The following is a 19255-nucleotide window of genomic DNA, read 5'->3' on the forward strand; positions in this document are numbered from 1 at the left end:
GTAGACAATGAAAAAAATGATTATGCTGATTCTCACAGCAACTGTACTTGCAGCATGCGGGCAATCGGATGATACCAGCAGTTCCGATAGTGAAGTTGTTCAGCCGATCAGAGCTGATTTAAACGTGCCGGAAAAAGGTGATACAGACGAGACCGTTACTTTCAAAGTAACTGTTACCCAAGATGGCAAAGCTGTTAAAGATGCAGATGAAGTCAAATTCGAAATCTGGCGCGAAGGTTCTAAAGATGACAGTGAAATGATCGAGGCAAACAACATGAAGGACGGTGCATACACGGTTGAGAACACATTTACCGGAAAAGGCATCTATTATATTCAATCCCATGTTACCGCCAAACAAATGCACACTATGCCGAAAGCGAAAATAAATATCGGCAATGCACAAGCAAGTAAGGATAAAACCGACAAAGAACAGGGACATCACCATTCCCAAACAACTGTAAAATTCCATCCCCCTGAAAAAATCACTGCGGATGAAAGTGCAGCGTTTACAGCAACCGTTTCGACTAAACAAGAACCATTATCAGCTGCATCCGTTACCATGGAAATTTGGCAGGAAAGCGATGAAAAACATGATTGGGTTACAATGACTGAACAAAATGCGGGAACCTATCAAGCTAAGACAACATTTAAAAATAGTGGAACCTATAAGATAAAAGTTCATGTAAAAAAAGGCGACATTCATTATCATAATGTTTTTAAGATAAATGCAGATAAAAGGCAGTAAGGTGGTTTGACACCTTACTGCCTTTTCTTACTATTGGTTAACCTTTTGCTCCGTTTCATAATTCCGGAAAGTTGTTGTTACAATTCCCAGTTCGTGATGATCACCCTCATATAAGGGACTCTGCACAAACCTGACCTCATGATGTTCATCAACAATTTCAAGTTTGAAAAACGTATTTTTTTGCAATGCATAATAAAAATCATGGAGGCTGTTTACATGGTGTCCATTCACTTTTACGATGGAATCGCCAACCACCACACCCAGCCGCTCTGCGGGGGAATTAGGGACGATACCCAACACTTTAAAGCCTCTGGTTTGACGGCTGAAGTAAGCGTTGTGTTTGTTTTCAAATGCCCGGTGCCTGTAACTGATAAACTCTTTTCCAATGATTCCAAGCACAATCGCTGCAATAGACAGCCATCGAACATAAATACTCCCGACTGCTAAAAGAAACACCATAGATCCCAGTATAAAGACCGACTTGGATATTCGCTCAGCAGCCTTTTCCGGTAAACTGCTTTTTACCGTATAATCAAATCCAACCAGAAACGGAACGAGCAACAGACTGTACGTTTCACCGTTCATGGAAAAATAAGGCCAAAACGGGGCAAACGATGTAATCAGCCCGGATGGCACCAGCACAAAAAATGGAATAACGCTCAATTTCTTTATATGATGAGCTCCAACAAGCATTCCGCGCCGGCCCGAAATCATATCTGGGAATGACGTATTATTTTGAACACGTTTTGTTAATACAGCTTCCGTAAACAGCATGATGGAAAGCAAAAATACCAATCCGGTAAAATTGGTCTCCGTGAACAACCCGCCGTCAATTACGTTTTGACTTGACGGGATAAACGGCAGCACAAGCAGAATCAGATAGCCTATACCAACCGTATAACTAGCAGACAACAGTGTGAACCGTAACGTAATACTAAGTATAATTGCAAGACTACTTAATACAAGAATGGTTTCATATGAAAAAACAACCCCGGCGCCGAGAAAAATGATGGATATAAAAAGACCGGATAACAAACCAACAGTCCAAGTGTTTTTCCATTCCGAAAATACATCAAACAGCTTAAATCCAAAATTATTCCTTTCCTTTTGTATCCGTTTTATCCCGGCAAGGAATATTAGTAATATGATCCAATATAGAAGTGGATTAAAAAATATTTTTCCCACTCCTTTTGCCAATTCAATCAACCATGATTCTGCCATATAATCACCTTCCACCATCGAAGCAAATCCTTAACTATTACAGTAATATTCGATATTCGCAGGGTTATTTCCTGCTTCCGTATCAAATTTTACGATTTGATTGGAAGAAGCTGGAACAAATCAAAAAGTGTAATTCAAAAACGAACAATTCAGAGACTAGCGGAGGAAATATACGTAGACTCCTGCGGGAGGACATGCCTAGATGAGACTCTGAGTGCGTAGCACGAAGAGGCTTAACAGCCGCCCGCGGAAAGCGAAGTATATTTCCGGAGCGGCTGAGCCCACCAACTTTCATTCGTTTTTTCTTTTGATAAAACCCTTTTTGTTCCAGCCTCTTTATTTATATAATACATATAATGCTTTTTCCATTTGCCGGTCCTCTTTTCCACCCCTGATTTTTTCAACAATCGCTGTTTCAATCTTACCAGCAGTTTTAGCATTAATTTTTCCGGTTACATTTAAATCATTTTTCTTCTGAAACTTTTTGACGGCCTCTTCGGTTTCTTTATTAAAATAGCCATCCGTTCGTCCCGGATTATATCCGAGACCTTTCAGCATAACCTGCATATTTTCCACCTTATCGCCCGTATGATTATACGATATTGGTTCTTTTACCTGAACCGGATTGGTGAAATAGTATTCCGGCTGTTTTACTTTTATTGTCGGCTTAACACCTTTCTCGTGAATCCATGTACCTTCCGGAGAAAGCCACTTGAACAAGGTAAGCTTCAGCGTACTCCCATCTCCAAGCGGTACAGCCTGCTGGACAGTTCCTTTACCGAAACTTGTCACACCGACAACCTCATATCCAGTTTCTTTCATGGCAACAGCCAGGATTTCAGATGCGGATGCACTGCCTTCGTTGATAATAACACTGATAGGATAAGGTTTTTTCTCTTTAAGGTTCGAAAATGACTTTGATGTCTTCCCTTGCGGATTTTCAATTTGAACCATTGGCGTGTCCTCAGGAATAAAATTCTTCAATATTCCTTCGACAGCACTCAACAAACCACCAGGGTTCCCCCGGACATCAATAACCAGTCCTTCAATCCCTTTTTCCTCCAAGTCTTTAAGCTGCTTGGAAAAATGCTGGGCAGTATTCTCGGAAAACGAAGTGATTTCAATAACTCCTGTTTTCTGGCCATTAATATTTTTTATTTCCGAATACACCGTTTCAAGCGGGATATCATCACGCACAATTGTTACTTTGAATGGCTCCTTAACACCTGCGCGCTGTACTTCCAGAACAACTTCAGATCCTTTCTCCCCACGGATAAGCTCAACCGCCTCAAATAAATCCATTCCGACTACACTTTTTCCGTCAACACTGAGGATTTTATCATTCGGCCGTAGCCCTGCTTCTTCTGCGGGAGAATTTTTAATTGGGGCAACAATATTTACCTTGCCATTAATCATGCTTACCTCAGCACCGATTCCCTCAAAGGAGGATTCGATTGTATTGCTGAACTGCTCCATTGTTTCGGCGTCCATATATGTACTGTATGGATCGTCCAATGAATTGAGCATGCCCTGAATTGCACCTTCAATAAGCTGCTTGTCCGACACATCATGCAGATAATTATCTTTTATTAAATTGTAAGCATTGGCAACTTTACTAACGTCCCCCATTAAATTAGCCTGCCGTTTATCTGAAGAGCCGGATGAATCAGCTGATTCCTGGGTAACGGAACCGGATGTTTGATCCTGCGCCAATTGCACTCCAAAATAAGCGCCTGCAAATCCAAGAACTAGTGCAGCAAGCAAAATAAGAACGATATGCTGTTTACGGAGATTCATAGTTTCACCCCTACATCAAAAGTGTTAATTGGCGATTACCGCCAATAATACGGAAAAGGCATCACACCGTATGTGCGATGCCTTTAATATTATAGTTTATGCAATCAAATTGCAAATACATTCGTTCATTTTATGGCAGGTATGGAAATGGATTGATACCGCTGTGATAGCTCCACGGTCCATTGTGCACTTCAAAGTGCAAGTGTGCACCATATGAATTACCGGTATTACCGACTGCACCGATTGTTTGACCGGTTGAAACCGATTGCCCAAGACTTACCGATCTGCTTGACAAATGTGCATAAACGGTCGATTTGTCGTATTGCGGATGATAAATGTAAATAACATTTCCGTAGCTGCTGGAATATGCAGATCGCGTTACAACGCCACTGGCTGCAGCCTGAACAGGTGCACCATATCCTGGGGCTAAATCAATACCATAATGATACCCCAAATCTCTGCCGCCATAACCGGATGAAATGCCTCCGGAAGTCGGCCAAATGAATATTCCACTGCCTCCAGCGCTTGCGGTTGATGCAGATGTATTGCCGGATGATGATGCAGAAGCTGATCCTGACGATGAGCTGCTACTTTCTTGCTGCGCCTCTTGTTGGGCCTCACGTTCTCTTTTTTCAGCAAGCTGCTTCAATCGCTCTTTTTCATTCGCTGCTTTTTCTTTGGCAGCAGCGATAACCGCAGCCTGATCGCTCAATGTTTTTTGCTTTTCAGCAAGGCTCATCTTGTATTGTTCCAATTCGTCATGTTTCTTCTTCAATTCACCCATGAGCTGCTCTTTTTCAGACATTTGATCATTTAGCTTGGATTTTAATGATTCCAAGTCCTGTTTTTGATTTTGAAGGGATGCTTTTTTCTGCTCCACTTCTTTTTTCTTTTGCTCAATTTGTTTCTTTTTGTTCTCAACTTCAGATTTTTTAGTCTGAACTTCCCGCTTCTCTGCCATGTGTGTTTCCATTATATCCTTATCCTGGTCCATTATCGTATTAACGGCAGTTGATCTGCTGATGAAATCGCCAAAACTTTGAGAACCAAGAATTACTTCTATGTACCGCATGTCTCCGCCATTTGACTGAATTGCCCGAAGACGGTCTTTCAATAATTTTTCCCGTTGTTCAATACGCTCTTTTAAGGCTTTAATTTCTTTTTTCAGGCGTTCAATTTTTTTCTTCATCGCTTGTATCTGACCGGTTAAATCTTCTATTTCCTGATTCGTCTCCGCTATTTCATTTTCTTTTGCCTGAATTTTATTTCGGGTATTCGTCAACTTCTGATCAATTGAATCGATATCATTATTGACTTCGGCTTGTTTGTCCTTGTTTTTGGCAATCTTTTCTTCCGTATTTTCCTCTTTATTGTTTAAATTCCCTTGCTTCTCGTTTATTTTATCCTGCTTTTCTTCCAGTTCATTGATTTTATTATTTAAACCATCAACAGAAGCAGCCGATACATAATCCCAATTCATAGCTGCTGTTCCCATAACGAGGACAGCCATTATGGTATACGTAACAATTTTCTTCATGCTCGTTCCCCTTTCCCTCTATAAGACTGGTTCATTGTTTATATAAAAGTTGTGTCATACTTTCAGGAATTTGCGGACACTCATAACACTTCCCCAAACCCCAATTAGTGCCCCAATTGCTAGAATGATTAGAGAAAGTTGCCATGCAAATGGGTTAAACGGCAATATCGTCACAAAGTTATATGTTATTTGCTCACTTATATTATTCGCAAGGTAATAATATCCTGTCAGCACAGCCGCAATTGGCAGAACTGAACCAAGTATCCCCAGCAGCAACCCTTCGATGAAGAATGGCCATCTGATAAATCCGTTCGTGGCTCCTACCAGCTTCATGATGCCGATTTCAGTGCTCCGGGCCATTATCGTCAGTTTAATCGTGTTGGAAATAAGGAATATCGCAGTAAAAACCAACCCTACAATTAAAATCAGGCCGATGGTGCGTGCATAATCATTAAATTGAAACAAACGCTGCACAACATCTTTTCCGTAATTGACCTGGTAAACATTATCAAAAGACTTAATCTCTTTCGCTACGTCCATCGTATCGGCAGGGTCTGCAGCCTGAACGATATATGCATGGTTAAGCGGGTTATCCTGCTTAAATAACTTCCATGCATCACCTTCTTCACCCATGCTTTTAATCAGATTCTGAAGCTGTTCATCCTTGGAAGAAAACTGAACACTTCCCACTCCATCAATTTGTTTGATTTTCTGCCCAAGCTCCATAATTTGATCTTCACTTGCCGTCAGATCAACCAACGTTTCAATTTTTACATCTTCCTCTATGTTTTCGGCTATATTATTCAGGTTCAACATCAATGCCAGAAATGCACCAACAAGAATCAATGTTGTCGTCACCGCTCCAACTGAAGCCACTGTCATCCAGCCGTTTCGGAATATGTTTTTGGTTCCTTCCCTGAAATGACGTCTTAATGTCCTAAACTTCATAGCCGTAGTCACCCCGCTGTTCGTCGCGTGCAATCAAACCGTCTTCAACAGCGATTACACGTTTCTTAATGGTGTTAACAATTTCTTTGCTGTGGGTGGCCATTATGACAGTCGTCCCCCGCGCGTTAACCTCTTCAAACGTCCGCATGATTCCCCATGATGTTTCCGGGTCAAGGTTACCGGTAGGCTCATCGGCAATTACAATCTTTGGATGATTAACAATTGCACGTGCAATGGATACCCTTTGCTGTTCCCCCCCTGATAATTCATCAGGGATAAAACGTGCTTTGTTCTTCAAACCAACAAGTTCCAGAACATCCATAACCCGTTTACGGATATTTCTTGGCTGCTCTTCTATTACTTCAAGCGCAAAAGCAATATTTTCATAAACTGACAGTTTTGGAAGCAATTTAAAATCCTGGAAAACAACCCCTATTTGCCTTCGCAAAAAAGGAACTTTCCGTTCTTTAATTGTTTTGGTATTCGTTCCATTGATGATAATTGTTCCATCTGAGGGTTTTACTTCGCGGTATATCAGTTTAACGAATGTGGATTTCCCAGCTCCACTGGGGCCGACTATGTAAACAAACTCTCCTTGGTCAATATCTATATTAATTCCATTCAGTGCCGTAACCCCATTGGAATACGTTTTGTAAACGTCCTTCATATTTATCATGAATGTATCACCTTTACTCGTATTTGTTGTCGGATCATGTTGTCGAATCTCCCCTGCAAGATGCAGCTTACCTGCAACCATTTTCTCTTTTTGTAGAAGCAGGTTCTTTTTTGAAGAATTAATAGTAATTATAACATTTTTCGGCACAAAAATTAGACTTAATTATATTACGTTTTCATTTCAATTTATGTATAAAACCCATTATTTTGTAATATTTTGTCGTGTTATTGTTATTTTTGAGAATCAGTCAACAGGAAAACCTTCTAAAAATGTCGACTCTGATGGAATATCACTATTTTCACTGAATCCTCTTTATTTTTTGATAAACACGTCGGAAGTTTTCAGAGGCTTAGGAGTAATACGCCGCTTATCATGATATACACGGCGGCAGGAGTGATTGGAGTGGAGATGATAATCAGGTACATATAAAAAAATTGGTTGTCACCAAGCCTTTGGGTGACAACCATAGTTGCACTTATGCAGTAAGAAAGGATTTCACACTTTCTTACTTGCCAAAAAATCCAGGAACACTTGCAATTAATGAAGTGTTCCTGGATTTGGATTAAGTATCCTTATTTCTTTTTGGCGAGCCATTGAGCAACAGTCTGTCTGTCCTCTTTTGATACCTGTTTCTGGGCAGGCATCTGGCCTTTACCGTTTTGAATAATGTCGGCAATTTCGTCAGCAGAATACTCAGAACCTATTTTTGTCAAATCAGGTCCCATTCCGCCGGACAAATCCGATCCATGGCAGGAAGCGCAGTTATTTTGAAATATTTGATCAGCAGAAGCAGTGTCGGTTGTTTCACCACCGTCAGATGATCCGCCAGAAGAACCTTCATCACTGCCGCCACCGCCACATGCGCCGAGCACGAGCGCTGTGCCGAAAATAACTGTGAACAATAATTTCTTCATCCTTAAAATCCCCCTAACGTAAAATGTGAATTATTCATAATTAGTATAACCCAACTAAAAAATATTAAAACTCTCGACGCTGGTAAAATTAACCTTGTAAATTCCATAAACATATCAGGAGGTTGAGATGAAGCTGTTTGTGTCAAATTATTGAAAACTTTTTGACATGTGTGCTGTTTAGTTCATATGCGCATGCAAATATGCATCAATAAAAGGACCTAAATCACCATCGATAACACCTTGTGCATTACCTGCTTCAACATTTGTACGGTGGTCCTTAACCATCGTATACGGGTGGAAAACATACGATCGGATTTGACTTCCCCAGCCAATTTCCTTTTGTTCCCCTCTGAGCGCTTCAACTTCCTCACGCTGTCTTTCCAGTTCCAATTGATATAATTTTGATTTCATCATTTTCATCGCCCGTTCACGGTTTTGGATCTGGGAACGCTCTGATTGGCAAGTAACCACGACTTTTGTCGGCAGGTGAGTCATCCGCACAGCAGAGTCAGTCGTGTTGACATGCTGCCCGCCGGCACCACTTGACCGGTACGTATCGATTTTAATATCTTCGGTTTTGATTTCAATATCAACATCGTCGTTCATTTCCGGCATAACATCACATGATGTAAAAGATGTATGACGTCTTCCGGAAGAGTCAAACGGCGAAATCCGAACAAGCCTGTGCACACCTTTTTCCGCCTTCAAATAACCGTATGCATTATGACCTTTAATTAACAGTGTTACGCTTTTCACCCCTGCCTCATCACCTGGCTGATAGTCAAGCGTTTCCACCGAAAAACCCTTGCCGTCAGCCCAACGTTGATACATTCGCAAGAGCATGCTTGCCCAGTCCTGGGATTCAGTCCCGCCGGCACCGGGATGTAATTCCAGAATTGCATTATTCGCATCGTACGGCTCATTTAAAAGCATTTGCAATTCAAAATTCCCAATGTCTTTTTTCAGGGATTTTACATCTGCTTCCAATTCTTCAAATAATTCCTGATCATTTTCTTCCTTAACGAGTTCATACGATACATGGAGGTTATCGAGTTGTCCCACCAGATGTTCGAAATTAACGACATACTCTTTCAGTCCGTTAACTTCTCCGATCACCTTCTGGGCGCTGTCCTGATCATCCCAGAAACCCGGTGAAGCCATTTCCAGTTCCAATTCCTGAATTCGTTCCTTTTTGGCATCTAAGTCAAAGAGACCCCCTGAAATCATCAATTCTTGTTTCCATATTTTCAAGTTGCTGTCCGATTTCTGTAAGATCCATTATTCACCACTCCTAAAATACAAATAATTCCTAACTGTTCAGAAAACCGCCAATCGGCATACCAGATTAGCGGTAATCCTGTTTAATTCATAGTTGCCTTCTTCACTGGAAGAACCCTCGAAAAGGATGGCCCTTCTTATTTACCGTGACAGTTTTTATACTTTTTGCCGCTTCCGCATGGACACGGATCATTACGTCCGATATCTTCCGTTTTAACGTATGGTTTACGCGACTTTTTCTTTTCTTCCTGGTCACCGGATACAGCTTGCGTATTTTTCGCAACTTCCTGGCGCTGCAAGTTCTCACGAATTTGGGCTTTCATTACATATTTAGCAACTTCTTCTTCAATAGCAACAACCATCTCTTCAAACATACGGAAACCTTCCGCCTGATACTCCTGTAACGGATCGGTTTGACCATATGCACGTAAATGAATACCCTGACGAAGCTGGTCCATCTGATCAATATGATCCATCCATTTGGTGTCCACTGTCCGGAGTACAATTACTTTTTCAAATTCACGCATTTGCTCCGGTGAAAGTTCTTCCTCTTTTTCATCATAGCGTACTTTTACTTTATTCATAATGAATTCAGTTATTTCTTCCGGTTCTATACCTTTAATGTCATTAACTGAAATGTCATTGTAATCAAGCAGATTTCCATGTACGTATTCGACAATGGATTCCAATTCCCAATTTTCATCGAGTTCATCCTGCGTGTTTGCCCCCACAACGCGTTGTATGGATGACAAAATCATACCCTCAATAATTTCCCGAAGATTTTCGGTATCTTCTATAACATCAAACCGCTGTTTGTATATGATTTCCCGCTGTTGGCGGAGTACGTCATCATAGGAAAGTACAGTCTTACGTGCATCAAAGTTATTTCCTTCCACACGTTTTTGTGCGGATTCGACAGCTCTGGATACCATTTTACTTTCGAGCGGCTGGGAGTCGTCCATTCCTAGACGTTCCATCATTGACCTCAAGTTATCAGAACCGAAGCGACGCATCAATTCATCCTCCATGGACAAATAAAATTGAGTCAAACCAGGATCTCCTTGACGCCCTGAACGTCCACGCAGCTGATTATCAATTCGGCGGGACTCATGCCGCTCCGTACCAATAACAGCCAGTCCCCCCACTTCTGTTACACCATCACCGAGTTTAATGTCGGTACCGCGTCCAGCCATGTTGGTTGCAATAGTCACTACACCAGGCTGACCGGCATTTTCGATAATTTCCGCCTCGCTAAAATGATTTTTCGCATTCAACACATTGTGTTTCACACCGGCTTTTTTCAGCATATTGGAGATCAGTTCAGAAGTCTCCACGGCAACTGTACCAACAAGAACCGGCTGACCATTGTGGTACCTTTCCTTAATATCCTCTACAACTGCCCGGAATTTACCTTCCATTGATTTATAAATCATATCCGCTTTATCATCACGAACGATTGGTTTATTCGTTGGAATGGCAACAACATCCATATTATAAATATTACGGAATTCCTCTTCCTCTGTTTTCGCCGTACCGGTCATACCAGCCAGTTTGTTGTACATCCGGAAAAAGTTCTGGAATGTTATGGATGCCAGTGTCATGCTTTCATTCTGAATTTGCAGTCCTTCTTTAGCCTCAATTGCCTGATGGAGACCATCGCTGTAGCGGCGCCCTTTCATCAGACGTCCGGTGAACTGGTCAACAATAATCACTTCACCTTCCTGCACGACATAATCGGTGTCACGATGCATAGACGCATGTGCTTTTAAAGCCTGATTAATATGGTGTGTCAGGGAAACGTGATCAAGGTTAAACAGATTTTCGATATTAAAGTAGGATTCTGCTTTGTTGATGCCTTCTTCCGTTAATTGAACCCCTTTGGTCTTTTCATCATACGTATAATCGGTTTCATGTTTGAGCGTGTTTACGAAAGAATTGGCTTGCATATACATTTGTGCAGATTTTTGTGCAGAACCTGAAATGATTAACGGGGTCCTCGCCTCATCAATAAGAATAGAGTCCACCTCATCAATAATGGCAAAATTAAGCGGACGCTGCACCATCTGCTCTTTATACAGAACCATGTTATCCCGCAGGTAATCAAACCCAAATTCGTTGTTTGTACCATACGTAATATCACTGTAGTATGCTTCCCGTTTTTCTTCTTTTGACAAGCCATTACCGTTCAGACCAACTGTCAAACCAAGAAATCCATATAATTCACCCATTTCACGTGCGTCCCGGTCTGCAAGGTAATCATTGACAGTTATAATATGAACGCCTTTTCCAGCAATAGCATTCAGGTATGCAGGCATTGTTGAGGCAAGGGTTTTACCTTCACCTGTCTTCATCTCCGCAATATTACCTTCATGCAACGCAATCGCACCCATCAGCTGAACAGGAAAAGGACGCATTCCAAGCACACGCTTCGAGCCTTCGCGGACTACTGCATATGCTTCGACCATCAAATCATCGAGGCTTTCGCCGTTTGCATAACGCTCCTTAAATTCATCTGTTTTCTGTTTAAGTTCTTCATCGCTCAATTTTTCTATATCATTTTCCAGTGCTTCTATCTGATCAACTTTTTTCTGAAGTTTGGATAGTTGTCGTTTCGTACCATCACCAAATATCTTTGTCAGTAATCCTGCCATTTAAAACGCTCCTCATATGATTGAAAAATCACTCTTGAATTACCATAATCCAACATTAATAATAACTTATCTAAACACGTATGACAACTGTTTGCGGATGAAACCGGAGGAAAGGCAAAAGGACTGTCCGGGGGTGGACAATCCTTTTTATGAGGTAAGTGTGAGGAAGACCCGTGGGAAATTGGACACTCAAGCGAACAGCAACCATTATGTGAGTACAGTAGTATGTGTGTTTTCGCTTAACTTTTTATCCAATTCAGTCAGCCTATGGTTTGTTGAAGCTACTATCTCAACGAGTTGCGTAATCGTTTCTTCGTGCTGCCGCACCTTTTTCGCTAGTTCATTATTGGTTAACTCACTCACATAATCAGCCCCTTTCGCTTTGATGATTCAGTTATACCACGAAGCATGTAAAATGTGCGAATTGCTATTTTTCTTATTTGGCGATTCTTTCGACAATTTTCGATTAAAAAATCCGCCTGTTTTTATATTTTGCAGAACCAACAAGGAATTTTAATATGTATTTCAGACCTAAAATAAAAATTCGGCAATCCATTCGACAAATTATGACAGATGCTTTTTCTTAAAATCTTCTCAAACAAATTCAAAGACGGCCCCGGGAAACCGGCGCCGTCCAAATTGTTTTTATCATCATCAGCTGTTGGGCTCAATCAATCCATACCTGCCGTCTTTCCGTCTGTAAACCACATTGGTATCGCCGGAAAGTGCGTTGGTAAAGACATAGAAAGCATGGCCGAGCATATCCATCTGCATGACTGCTTCCTCCGAGTCCATTGGCTTTAAGTCAAACCGTTTTGTGCGGACAATTTCAATATCATCCTCATTCGCTTCTGCCACTTGGATATTTGCCTCTTTTTCCAATTCAGCAAAAACATGTTTTGGAGAACCTTGCTGTCTAAATTTACGATTCACTTTTGTTTTGTACTTACGAATCTGCCTTTCCAATTTATCCACTACAAGATCGATAGCTGCATATAAGTCAATATGTTGCTCCTCCGCCCTCAATAGCAAATTTGTCATCGGAATCGTAACTTCAATCCTTTGTTCATCGTTATAGACACTTAAATTTACGTGTACATCAGAAGTTGGTGGTGTATCGAAATATCGTTCCAGTTTACTAATCTTTCTTTCAACATAGTCTCGTATAGCCCCTGTCACCTCTAAATTTTCACCACGGATGTTGTACTTCATAAATTGTGTCCTCCTTTCATCCTTATGCGTATATTATACTACGTTTCCCGTCACTTTTCCTGCTTAAACCGTTAAAAAAATCCGTCAGGTTATATCGAAGAATGTCGAATCAGGTGTGTAAGCGCTGTCACTGGCGCGTTACAGAAATTATAATAATTTAAAAAATAGTGAAAAATACCTATTCGAGCATTCTGCAAAATTCGATTTTTTTAACCGTAAGCTGGTCACTGATCCCGGAAAAAAAAGTCAGCCACGAACAAGTGTGAGCGCATAAATCTCCGTGCAGCCGCCTTCTTTCAGAATAGAAGCAGCATGTCGTATTGTTGTGCCTGTTGTATAAATATCGTCGATTAATACTACCGGATTGTCGACAGGCTTCAGTATTCTGAATGGGTTGACAGCGGATATCCGTTCATGACGGGTCTTCTTGGATTGCTTTTCACCATGAACTCTTGATAATGCTTCTTTTGTTTCAAGTGGCAAAAACCGGGCAAGCAGATCAGCCTGATTGAATCCCCGTTCCATCAGCCGTTCAGGACTCAATGGAATTGGGACAGCAACAGCATTTTTTGACAAAAACGAAAACTTTTGCTGAAATCCCTTCCGGAACTGTTTGTGAAAAGCCTCTGCGAAACAGTAATCTCCCCGATATTTCCACCGTGCAATCATTTCCTGCATCAAATCATTATATTGGAAAATGGAATAATTTAAAATAAGCGGATCCTTATGCTTATCCCACCATCGGCAGTCATCGCAGACGGACTGATTGCTGTGACGGCTGCATTTTTTACATCGTTGTCCGTCCAATACAATCAGCTTCCCCTGACATGGTTCACATAATTTCTCCGGCTCAGGAAGCAGAAACAAGTTACTCCAATTAATTACAGGGATAATTTCATTATCACACCACAAACAGTTCATATCAGTTAAAACCCCCGCGTCTGTTCATTTTCTTAATCGAGCGTACAGCATCAATCATTGCTTCCGTTTTGCCATCATGAAAGAATACTACTTCACCGGTCGGATCGGCAGGACTTCTCCCGGCTCTGCCGGCAATTTGGACAAGCGCGGCTTCATCGAACACTGTATGTCCGGAATCCAGAACGGCAACATCGACTGATGGAAAGGTTACGCCACGCTCCAAAATCGTGGTTGTTACAAGTGTTTGGATTTGCTTATTCCGGAACCGGTTTATCTTTTCCTCTCTGTCCTTATCGGATGCGTGCACTGCTGTTACATTCGTATCCCTCAGGACAGTTATAAGGTTTGGTATGAGATTTTCAGTTAAAGAAATGGTGGGTACAAAGATGAGCAGCTGTCTGTTGGGATTTGCCCGCTTTTTCGCCCAGTCCAGAAAAGTTTTAGGAGCAGTGGATTGTCTAAGATCTTTTTGAAGTGAAAACGTCATGCTGTATGATGGAACAGGTAACGGATGTCCATGAAACCTGCTGGGCACAAAAATATGTGGAAGTCTTTTCATTGCAATACGTTTCCGGTGCTCGGGACGGGGGGTGGCTGTCAAATAAATCGTGGTGCTGGTTACTTTTTTGGCGCGGTTGGATGCAAACGCCAATGATGGATCCGCATGATATGGAAATGCATCAATCTCATCAATAATAATCACATCAAAGGCATGTTTAAAACGAAGTAATTGATGGGTCGTTGCAATTATCATTTGAGCTGTTCCATCACTTTCCCTGCTGCCGCCATACATCCCTTGAATATACACATCCGAAAAAGCAGCACGCATTCTTGGCAGCAGTTCCCTTACAACATCCGTTCGCGGGGTAGCAATACAAATACGTTTTCCTAAGCGTAATGCCTCCGTAATACCCGGGAAAAGCATCTCCGTTTTCCCAGCTCCACAAACTGCCCATACAAGCAGTTCAGATTCTTTGGCGGTGATTGCTGATATAATACGTTCTGCCGCTTTTTGCTGTACCGTTGTCAATTCACCATGCCATGTACATGCATTGGCATATGTCGTCCACTCAACCTGCGGACCGCTCCATTCATATAGTGATTCACATTCCATTACTCTACCCATCTCAATGCATTTACGGCAGTATACATGGAGTTGATCACAGGTCTGGCATGGTATTTTTCCCAATAGAGATTTTTTGTAGTTATCGCAACGCTGGCATTTCGTTTGATGGAAAGTTTTTTGAAAAGATGGTACAGGGTTAAAATACTTAGTATCTAGTAGTTGTTTAAATGTGGATTCCGTTATGGGGATTTCCCGTCGCAATAATAATTTTCCATCGTAACGGGCAATAAAGTCTTGTTCCAATTGCATCGCCTCATGCTCCTTTAAAATGATAGAAAGCTGCCAGCCGAATGACTGGCAGAATATAGGTAATAAATCATATCTATTTCATATACCAGCATACACCAATTGCGCCTTCACCAAGATGGGTCCCTATTACCGGGCCGAAGTAGCTGATCATACTGTCCATATTCGGATACTCAGGATCGATGCTGTTTTTCAGTTCAACAGCCGATTGCTCATTATTAGCATGAATGAATACAACTTTCATATCCTTTCCTCTTCTGGCATCTTCTTCAAGCAATCCCAAAATCCGGTTGATTGCCTTTTTCCGTGTACGGATTTTCTCAAAGGGAACAATTACCTTATCTACAAAATGCAGAATCGGCTTGACCTGGAGCAAACTTCCAACAATTGCTTGAGCACCGTTTAAACGGCCTCCCCGTTGCAGATGACTGAGATCATCAACCATAAAATAGGCACGGATACTCTCTTTAATGTGATCAAGCTGTTTAACAATTTCATCCGGGTTTTTCCCATCATTAGCCATCTCGGCAGCTTCCAAAACATAAAATCCCTGGGCCATACAGCTGATCTCAGAGTCATACGGAAATACATCAATGCCTACCACCATTTCACCGGCACTTGCAACTGCCTGATATGTTCCACTGATCCCACTGGATAAATGAATGGAGATGACAGCATCATAATCGTTGGCAAGCTCCTCAAGTTTCTCAGAAATTTCTCCAATTGAAGGCTGGGAGGTTTTGGGAAGTTTATCGGCAGCTTTTACCTTTTGATAGAATTCCTCCGTTGTTATATCAATTCCTTCACGATAAGAAGTATCATCAAATACAACACTAAGCGGAACAACATGGATATCATGCTGTTTCAGCAACGTTTCCGGAAGATATGCCGTACTGTCAGTCATTATAGCAACCTTCATCATCTACCCTTCTCCTCTTCTAATTTTGTATTACTATTTTACATTAATACTATGAAAAATGCATTTGTTTTGGAGAGGTGACGATGATAGAGCTACTCCTGATCTGTTGATATATTTTCTCTTCTACCGATAAATTCGTTTTTCTCCCGTTAAATTAATCCTTCTCCCATTCTTTTCTTAATATATTTCCTGTTGAATCGATATAAGGACTCTGCTGCCAATTTCCCCTTCGCCCTCAGCTTTTCCTAAATAAAAAATACCCTGCCACCAATCACAGTGACAGAGTATTCAGTGTTAAGGAACAAAACTCCAACTTAATACGTTACTTCGACCCAGCCTTTGCGAATTGCCGATACAACTGCTTGTGTACGATCGTTAACGTTCATTTTCTGTAATATATTGCTGACATGGTTTTTCACAGTCTTCTCGCTTATATATAACGATTCTGCAACTGCACGATTGCTTTTACCGTCGGCTAGAAGTTGCAAAACTTCGCATTCGCGGCGTGTCAGCAAATGTAATGGCTTGCGGTATTCGAGATTATTTTCAGCTGCTCTCGACATGTTCTCCTGCGCGAGACGTCGATATTCCTGCACCAGATTGTGCGTAACTTTCGGATGAAGATAAGAACCGCCTTCACTAACCACTTTGATCGCTTCAATTAACGAATCCGAATCCATTTCTTTCAGCAGGTATCCTTGCGCACCGGTTTTTAGTGCATGGGTCACATAGCTTTCATCGTCATGAATAGACAGAATAATAATGCTTGTATCCGGAAAATGGCGTACCAAATCTGCTGTTGCCTGCACACCGTTCATTGTCGGCATATTAATGTCCATCAGCACAACATCCGGGTTATTTTCCTTGACAATTTTCGATGCTGTCAGTCCATCATCGCCCTCTGCGACAACTTCAAAAGCTGGTTCAAACTCCAAAATCCTTTTAACCCCTTCGCGAAAAAGCTTGTGGTCATCAATCAATACTATTCTTGTTCGTTTCGTATTCATCGGTATTGTTCCTCCCTGATTATTTTCTGTTTATGTTAAGTTACCCTATTACATTATCTATGAAGGCAAAATATCTATTTAAATATTAGTATACATAAATCTGTTGAAAAATGGTATGCCTTTAAGATGGATCATAAGGAACGCTTATCTGAATCATTGTCCCTTTCCCTACCCCCGTATCAATCGACAAATTTCCATCGAGCATCTCTACTCGCTCCCGCATACCGATTAATCCGAATGACTTATCACGCTTCATGTCCGGGTCAAAACCTTTTCCGTTGTCCTTAATTTCCACCGAAATATTTTGCTCATTTATTTCTATTTTTACCTTAATACATGTCGAATCAGCATGCTTGATTGCATTCTGTACTGCTTCCTGAACGAGCCGGAAAATAGCGATTTCGTATTTCTGGTTCAATCGTTTCTGTTCGCCGGCTGATGAAAATGTGATTTCAGCATCATTATAATCTGCGATGGTAGCTATATATTTTCTGATGGTTGGAACCAGCCCCAAATCATCCAGAGCCATTGGGCGCAAATCATAAATAATCCGGCGCACTTCATATAGTGATGAACGTACCATCTTACGCATACTTTTTACTTCTTTAATTGCATCTTCCACAGGACCATTTCGAAATGTCCGATCAACCAACTCAGATCGGAGCAGGATATTGGCCAGCATCTGGGCAGGTCCGTCATGGATTTCTCGGGAGATTTTTCTGCGTTCTTCTTCCTGTGCTTCAATGATTTTCAACCCGAATTCTTGCTTTTCCTTTGCTTCGGCGATCATCTCGTTGACCTGCCGAAAGTCGTCATTTAAATATGTGAGAATAACAGATATTTTTCCCGCCAACCCATCTGCACGATCAAAGGTCTGATCCAACGCAACCAGCCGTCGTTCCAGATCATCCCGCTTATTCCTTAATTCTTTCTCTTCCTGTCGAAGCACTGCTAATTGTGTTTGCATCTTATGCGTATTTTCATAGACTTCGCGGATTTCTGTTTCAGAATAACGGTCAAAATATTCACTGACCTCTGAAAGACGCTCCTTGGAATAACGCACTTTCTGTTCAAGCTGGTCACCGTCAGTAATGTGCTGTGCCATCTCTTCTTTAGTCTTTTTCAATTCAACAGTAAGTGTCTCATATTCATTTCTAGTCTCTTCACTGATATTGAATATTTCGTCCTTACTGTTTTGTACTACGTCAAACATTTCATCGATTACAAAGTCCAATGTTTTCTGTTCCAGTTTTTCTGACATACAGTTCCACCAGCCTATGATATAATTATTCGTATCCATATTTTTCTTTAATAGGGTCTTTCAGCATGCTTTACGAAAACTTTTTTAAATTTGCGGGTAGTTATCTCCCTATATTATACGGGCATTCACAGGAGGCAAAATTTATTTATGTTATCTACTTATTATACCGTAAAAAACGAAGAAAAAAATCAAATTATCATTCAAAAGTCACGATTTATCGGTTATGTGAAACGAGTTGAATCGGAAGAAGCGGCACAGACCTTTATCCAGCAAACAAAGAAAAAGCACCATGATGCCAACCATAACTGTTCAGCGTATATGATTGGTGAAAATAACCAAATACAAAAAGCCAGCGATGACGGCGAACCGAGCGGTACAGCCGGTGTACCGATGCTGGAAGTTCTTAAAAAACGTGATCTGAAAGATACAGTAATTGTCGTCACCAGATATTTTGGCGGAATTAAACTGGGTGCCGGCGGTTTGATCCGCGCATATGGAAGTGCTGCATCCCGGGCAATAGAAGCTGCAGGTGTAGTGGAACGCCGATTAATGACCGGCTTTTCGGTAACCGTTGATTATCCAATGCTGGGAAAATTGGAAAACGAACTGCGTAACTCTCATCATATTCTTGAGTCAATTAATTATTTGGAGAAAGTGGAGTTTTATGTTTTTGTCAGAGATGGAGTTGAGGAGGATTTCCTGGACTGGATTACAAACCTGACCAGTGACACTGCATTGGTGGCAAAAAAGGGAAGCGCCTATGTGGAAATCGATGTCTGATCAACATCGTTTCCAC

General features: G+C 41.3%; 17 protein-coding genes. 2 read left to right on the forward strand and 15 right to left on the reverse strand.

The window, feature by feature from the left end; translation table 11 throughout:
- Positions 1 to 7: 7 nt before the first annotated feature.
- Positions 8 to 745, forward strand: coding sequence for a FixH family protein (locus HUX68_RS07655; protein WP_174614271.1), 738 nt, complete (start codon positions 8 to 10; stop codon positions 743 to 745).
- Positions 746 to 775: 30 nt separating this feature from the next.
- Here the strand turns inward: HUX68_RS07655 and HUX68_RS07660 are convergent, their stop codons facing one another.
- From HUX68_RS07660 to HUX68_RS07730, 15 genes are all read right to left on the reverse strand, one after another.
- Positions 776 to 1966, reverse strand: coding sequence for a PDZ domain-containing protein (locus tag HUX68_RS07660; protein ID WP_174614272.1), 1191 nt, complete (start codon positions 1964 to 1966; stop codon positions 776 to 778).
- Positions 1967 to 2302: 336 nt separating this feature from the next.
- Positions 2303 to 3763 (reverse strand): S41 family peptidase, encoded by a 1461-nt coding sequence (locus HUX68_RS07665; protein ID WP_174614273.1) that lies wholly within the window; start codon positions 3761 to 3763, stop codon positions 2303 to 2305.
- 130 nt (positions 3764 to 3893) lie between these two features.
- Entirely contained in the window at positions 3894 to 5300 is a 1407-nt protein-coding gene (locus HUX68_RS07670; RefSeq protein WP_174614274.1) for a murein hydrolase activator EnvC family protein, read from the reverse strand.
- A gap of 54 nt (positions 5301 to 5354) precedes the next feature.
- Positions 5355 to 6248, reverse strand: coding sequence for a permease-like cell division protein FtsX (gene ftsX, locus HUX68_RS07675; protein ID WP_174614275.1), 894 nt, complete (start codon positions 6246 to 6248; stop codon positions 5355 to 5357).
- On the reverse strand, positions 6238 to 6924 hold the full coding sequence (ftsE, locus tag HUX68_RS07680) for a cell division ATP-binding protein FtsE (RefSeq protein WP_174616381.1): 687 nt from the start codon (positions 6922 to 6924) through the stop codon (positions 6238 to 6240). The genes ftsX and ftsE overlap by 11 nt, the downstream gene beginning before the upstream one ends.
- A gap of 572 nt (positions 6925 to 7496) precedes the next feature.
- Entirely contained in the window at positions 7497 to 7838 is a 342-nt protein-coding gene (cccB, locus tag HUX68_RS07685; RefSeq protein WP_174614276.1) for a cytochrome c551, read from the reverse strand.
- A 177-nt stretch (positions 7839 to 8015) separates the two neighbouring features.
- Positions 8016 to 9117 (reverse strand): peptide chain release factor 2 gene (prfB, locus tag HUX68_RS07690; RefSeq protein ID WP_217424791.1). Its coding sequence is split into 2 segments (ribosomal slippage): positions 8016 to 9044 and positions 9046 to 9117, totalling 1101 coding nucleotides; the frame shifts between segments, so codons are not numbered across the junction.
- A 136-nt stretch (positions 9118 to 9253) separates the two neighbouring features.
- Entirely contained in the window at positions 9254 to 11767 is a 2514-nt protein-coding gene (gene secA, locus HUX68_RS07695) for a preprotein translocase subunit SecA (RefSeq protein ID WP_174614277.1), read from the reverse strand.
- Positions 11768 to 11974: 207 nt separating this feature from the next.
- Complete coding sequence (locus HUX68_RS07700) at positions 11975 to 12130, reverse strand: hypothetical protein (RefSeq protein ID WP_174614278.1); 156 nt, start codon at positions 12128 to 12130, stop codon at positions 11975 to 11977.
- A 291-nt stretch (positions 12131 to 12421) separates the two neighbouring features.
- On the reverse strand, positions 12422 to 12979 hold the full coding sequence (gene hpf, locus HUX68_RS07705; protein WP_174614279.1) for a ribosome hibernation-promoting factor, HPF/YfiA family: 558 nt from the start codon (positions 12977 to 12979) through the stop codon (positions 12422 to 12424).
- A 246-nt stretch (positions 12980 to 13225) separates the two neighbouring features.
- Positions 13226 to 13900, reverse strand: a complete 675-nt coding sequence (locus HUX68_RS07710) for a ComF family protein (protein WP_174614280.1) — start codon at positions 13898 to 13900, stop codon at positions 13226 to 13228.
- Position 13901: 1 nt separating this feature from the next.
- Positions 13902 to 15014, reverse strand: a complete 1113-nt coding sequence (locus HUX68_RS07715) for an ATP-dependent helicase ComFA (RefSeq protein WP_246206627.1) — start codon at positions 15012 to 15014, stop codon at positions 13902 to 13904.
- Positions 15015 to 15348: 334 nt separating this feature from the next.
- Positions 15349 to 16191, reverse strand: a complete 843-nt coding sequence (locus HUX68_RS07720; protein ID WP_174616383.1) for a DegV family protein — start codon at positions 16189 to 16191, stop codon at positions 15349 to 15351.
- Positions 16192 to 16505: 314 nt separating this feature from the next.
- Entirely contained in the window at positions 16506 to 17198 is a 693-nt protein-coding gene (locus HUX68_RS07725; RefSeq protein ID WP_174614282.1) for a response regulator, read from the reverse strand.
- A 121-nt stretch (positions 17199 to 17319) separates the two neighbouring features.
- Positions 17320 to 18459, reverse strand: a complete 1140-nt coding sequence (locus HUX68_RS07730) for a sensor histidine kinase (protein ID WP_174614283.1) — start codon at positions 18457 to 18459, stop codon at positions 17320 to 17322.
- 147 nt (positions 18460 to 18606) lie between these two features.
- Between HUX68_RS07730 and HUX68_RS07735 the strand changes: the two genes are divergently transcribed.
- Positions 18607 to 19239 carry a YigZ family protein gene (locus tag HUX68_RS07735; RefSeq protein WP_174614284.1) on the forward strand — a complete coding sequence of 211 codons (633 nt, stop codon included), beginning with the start codon at positions 18607 to 18609 and terminating at the stop codon, positions 19237 to 19239.
- The last annotated feature ends 16 nt before the right edge of the window (positions 19240 to 19255 follow it).

Source organism: Virgibacillus ihumii (assembly GCF_902726655.1).
GTDB classification, from domain to species: Bacteria; Bacillota; Bacilli; order Bacillales; family Amphibacillaceae; genus Lentibacillus; species Lentibacillus ihumii.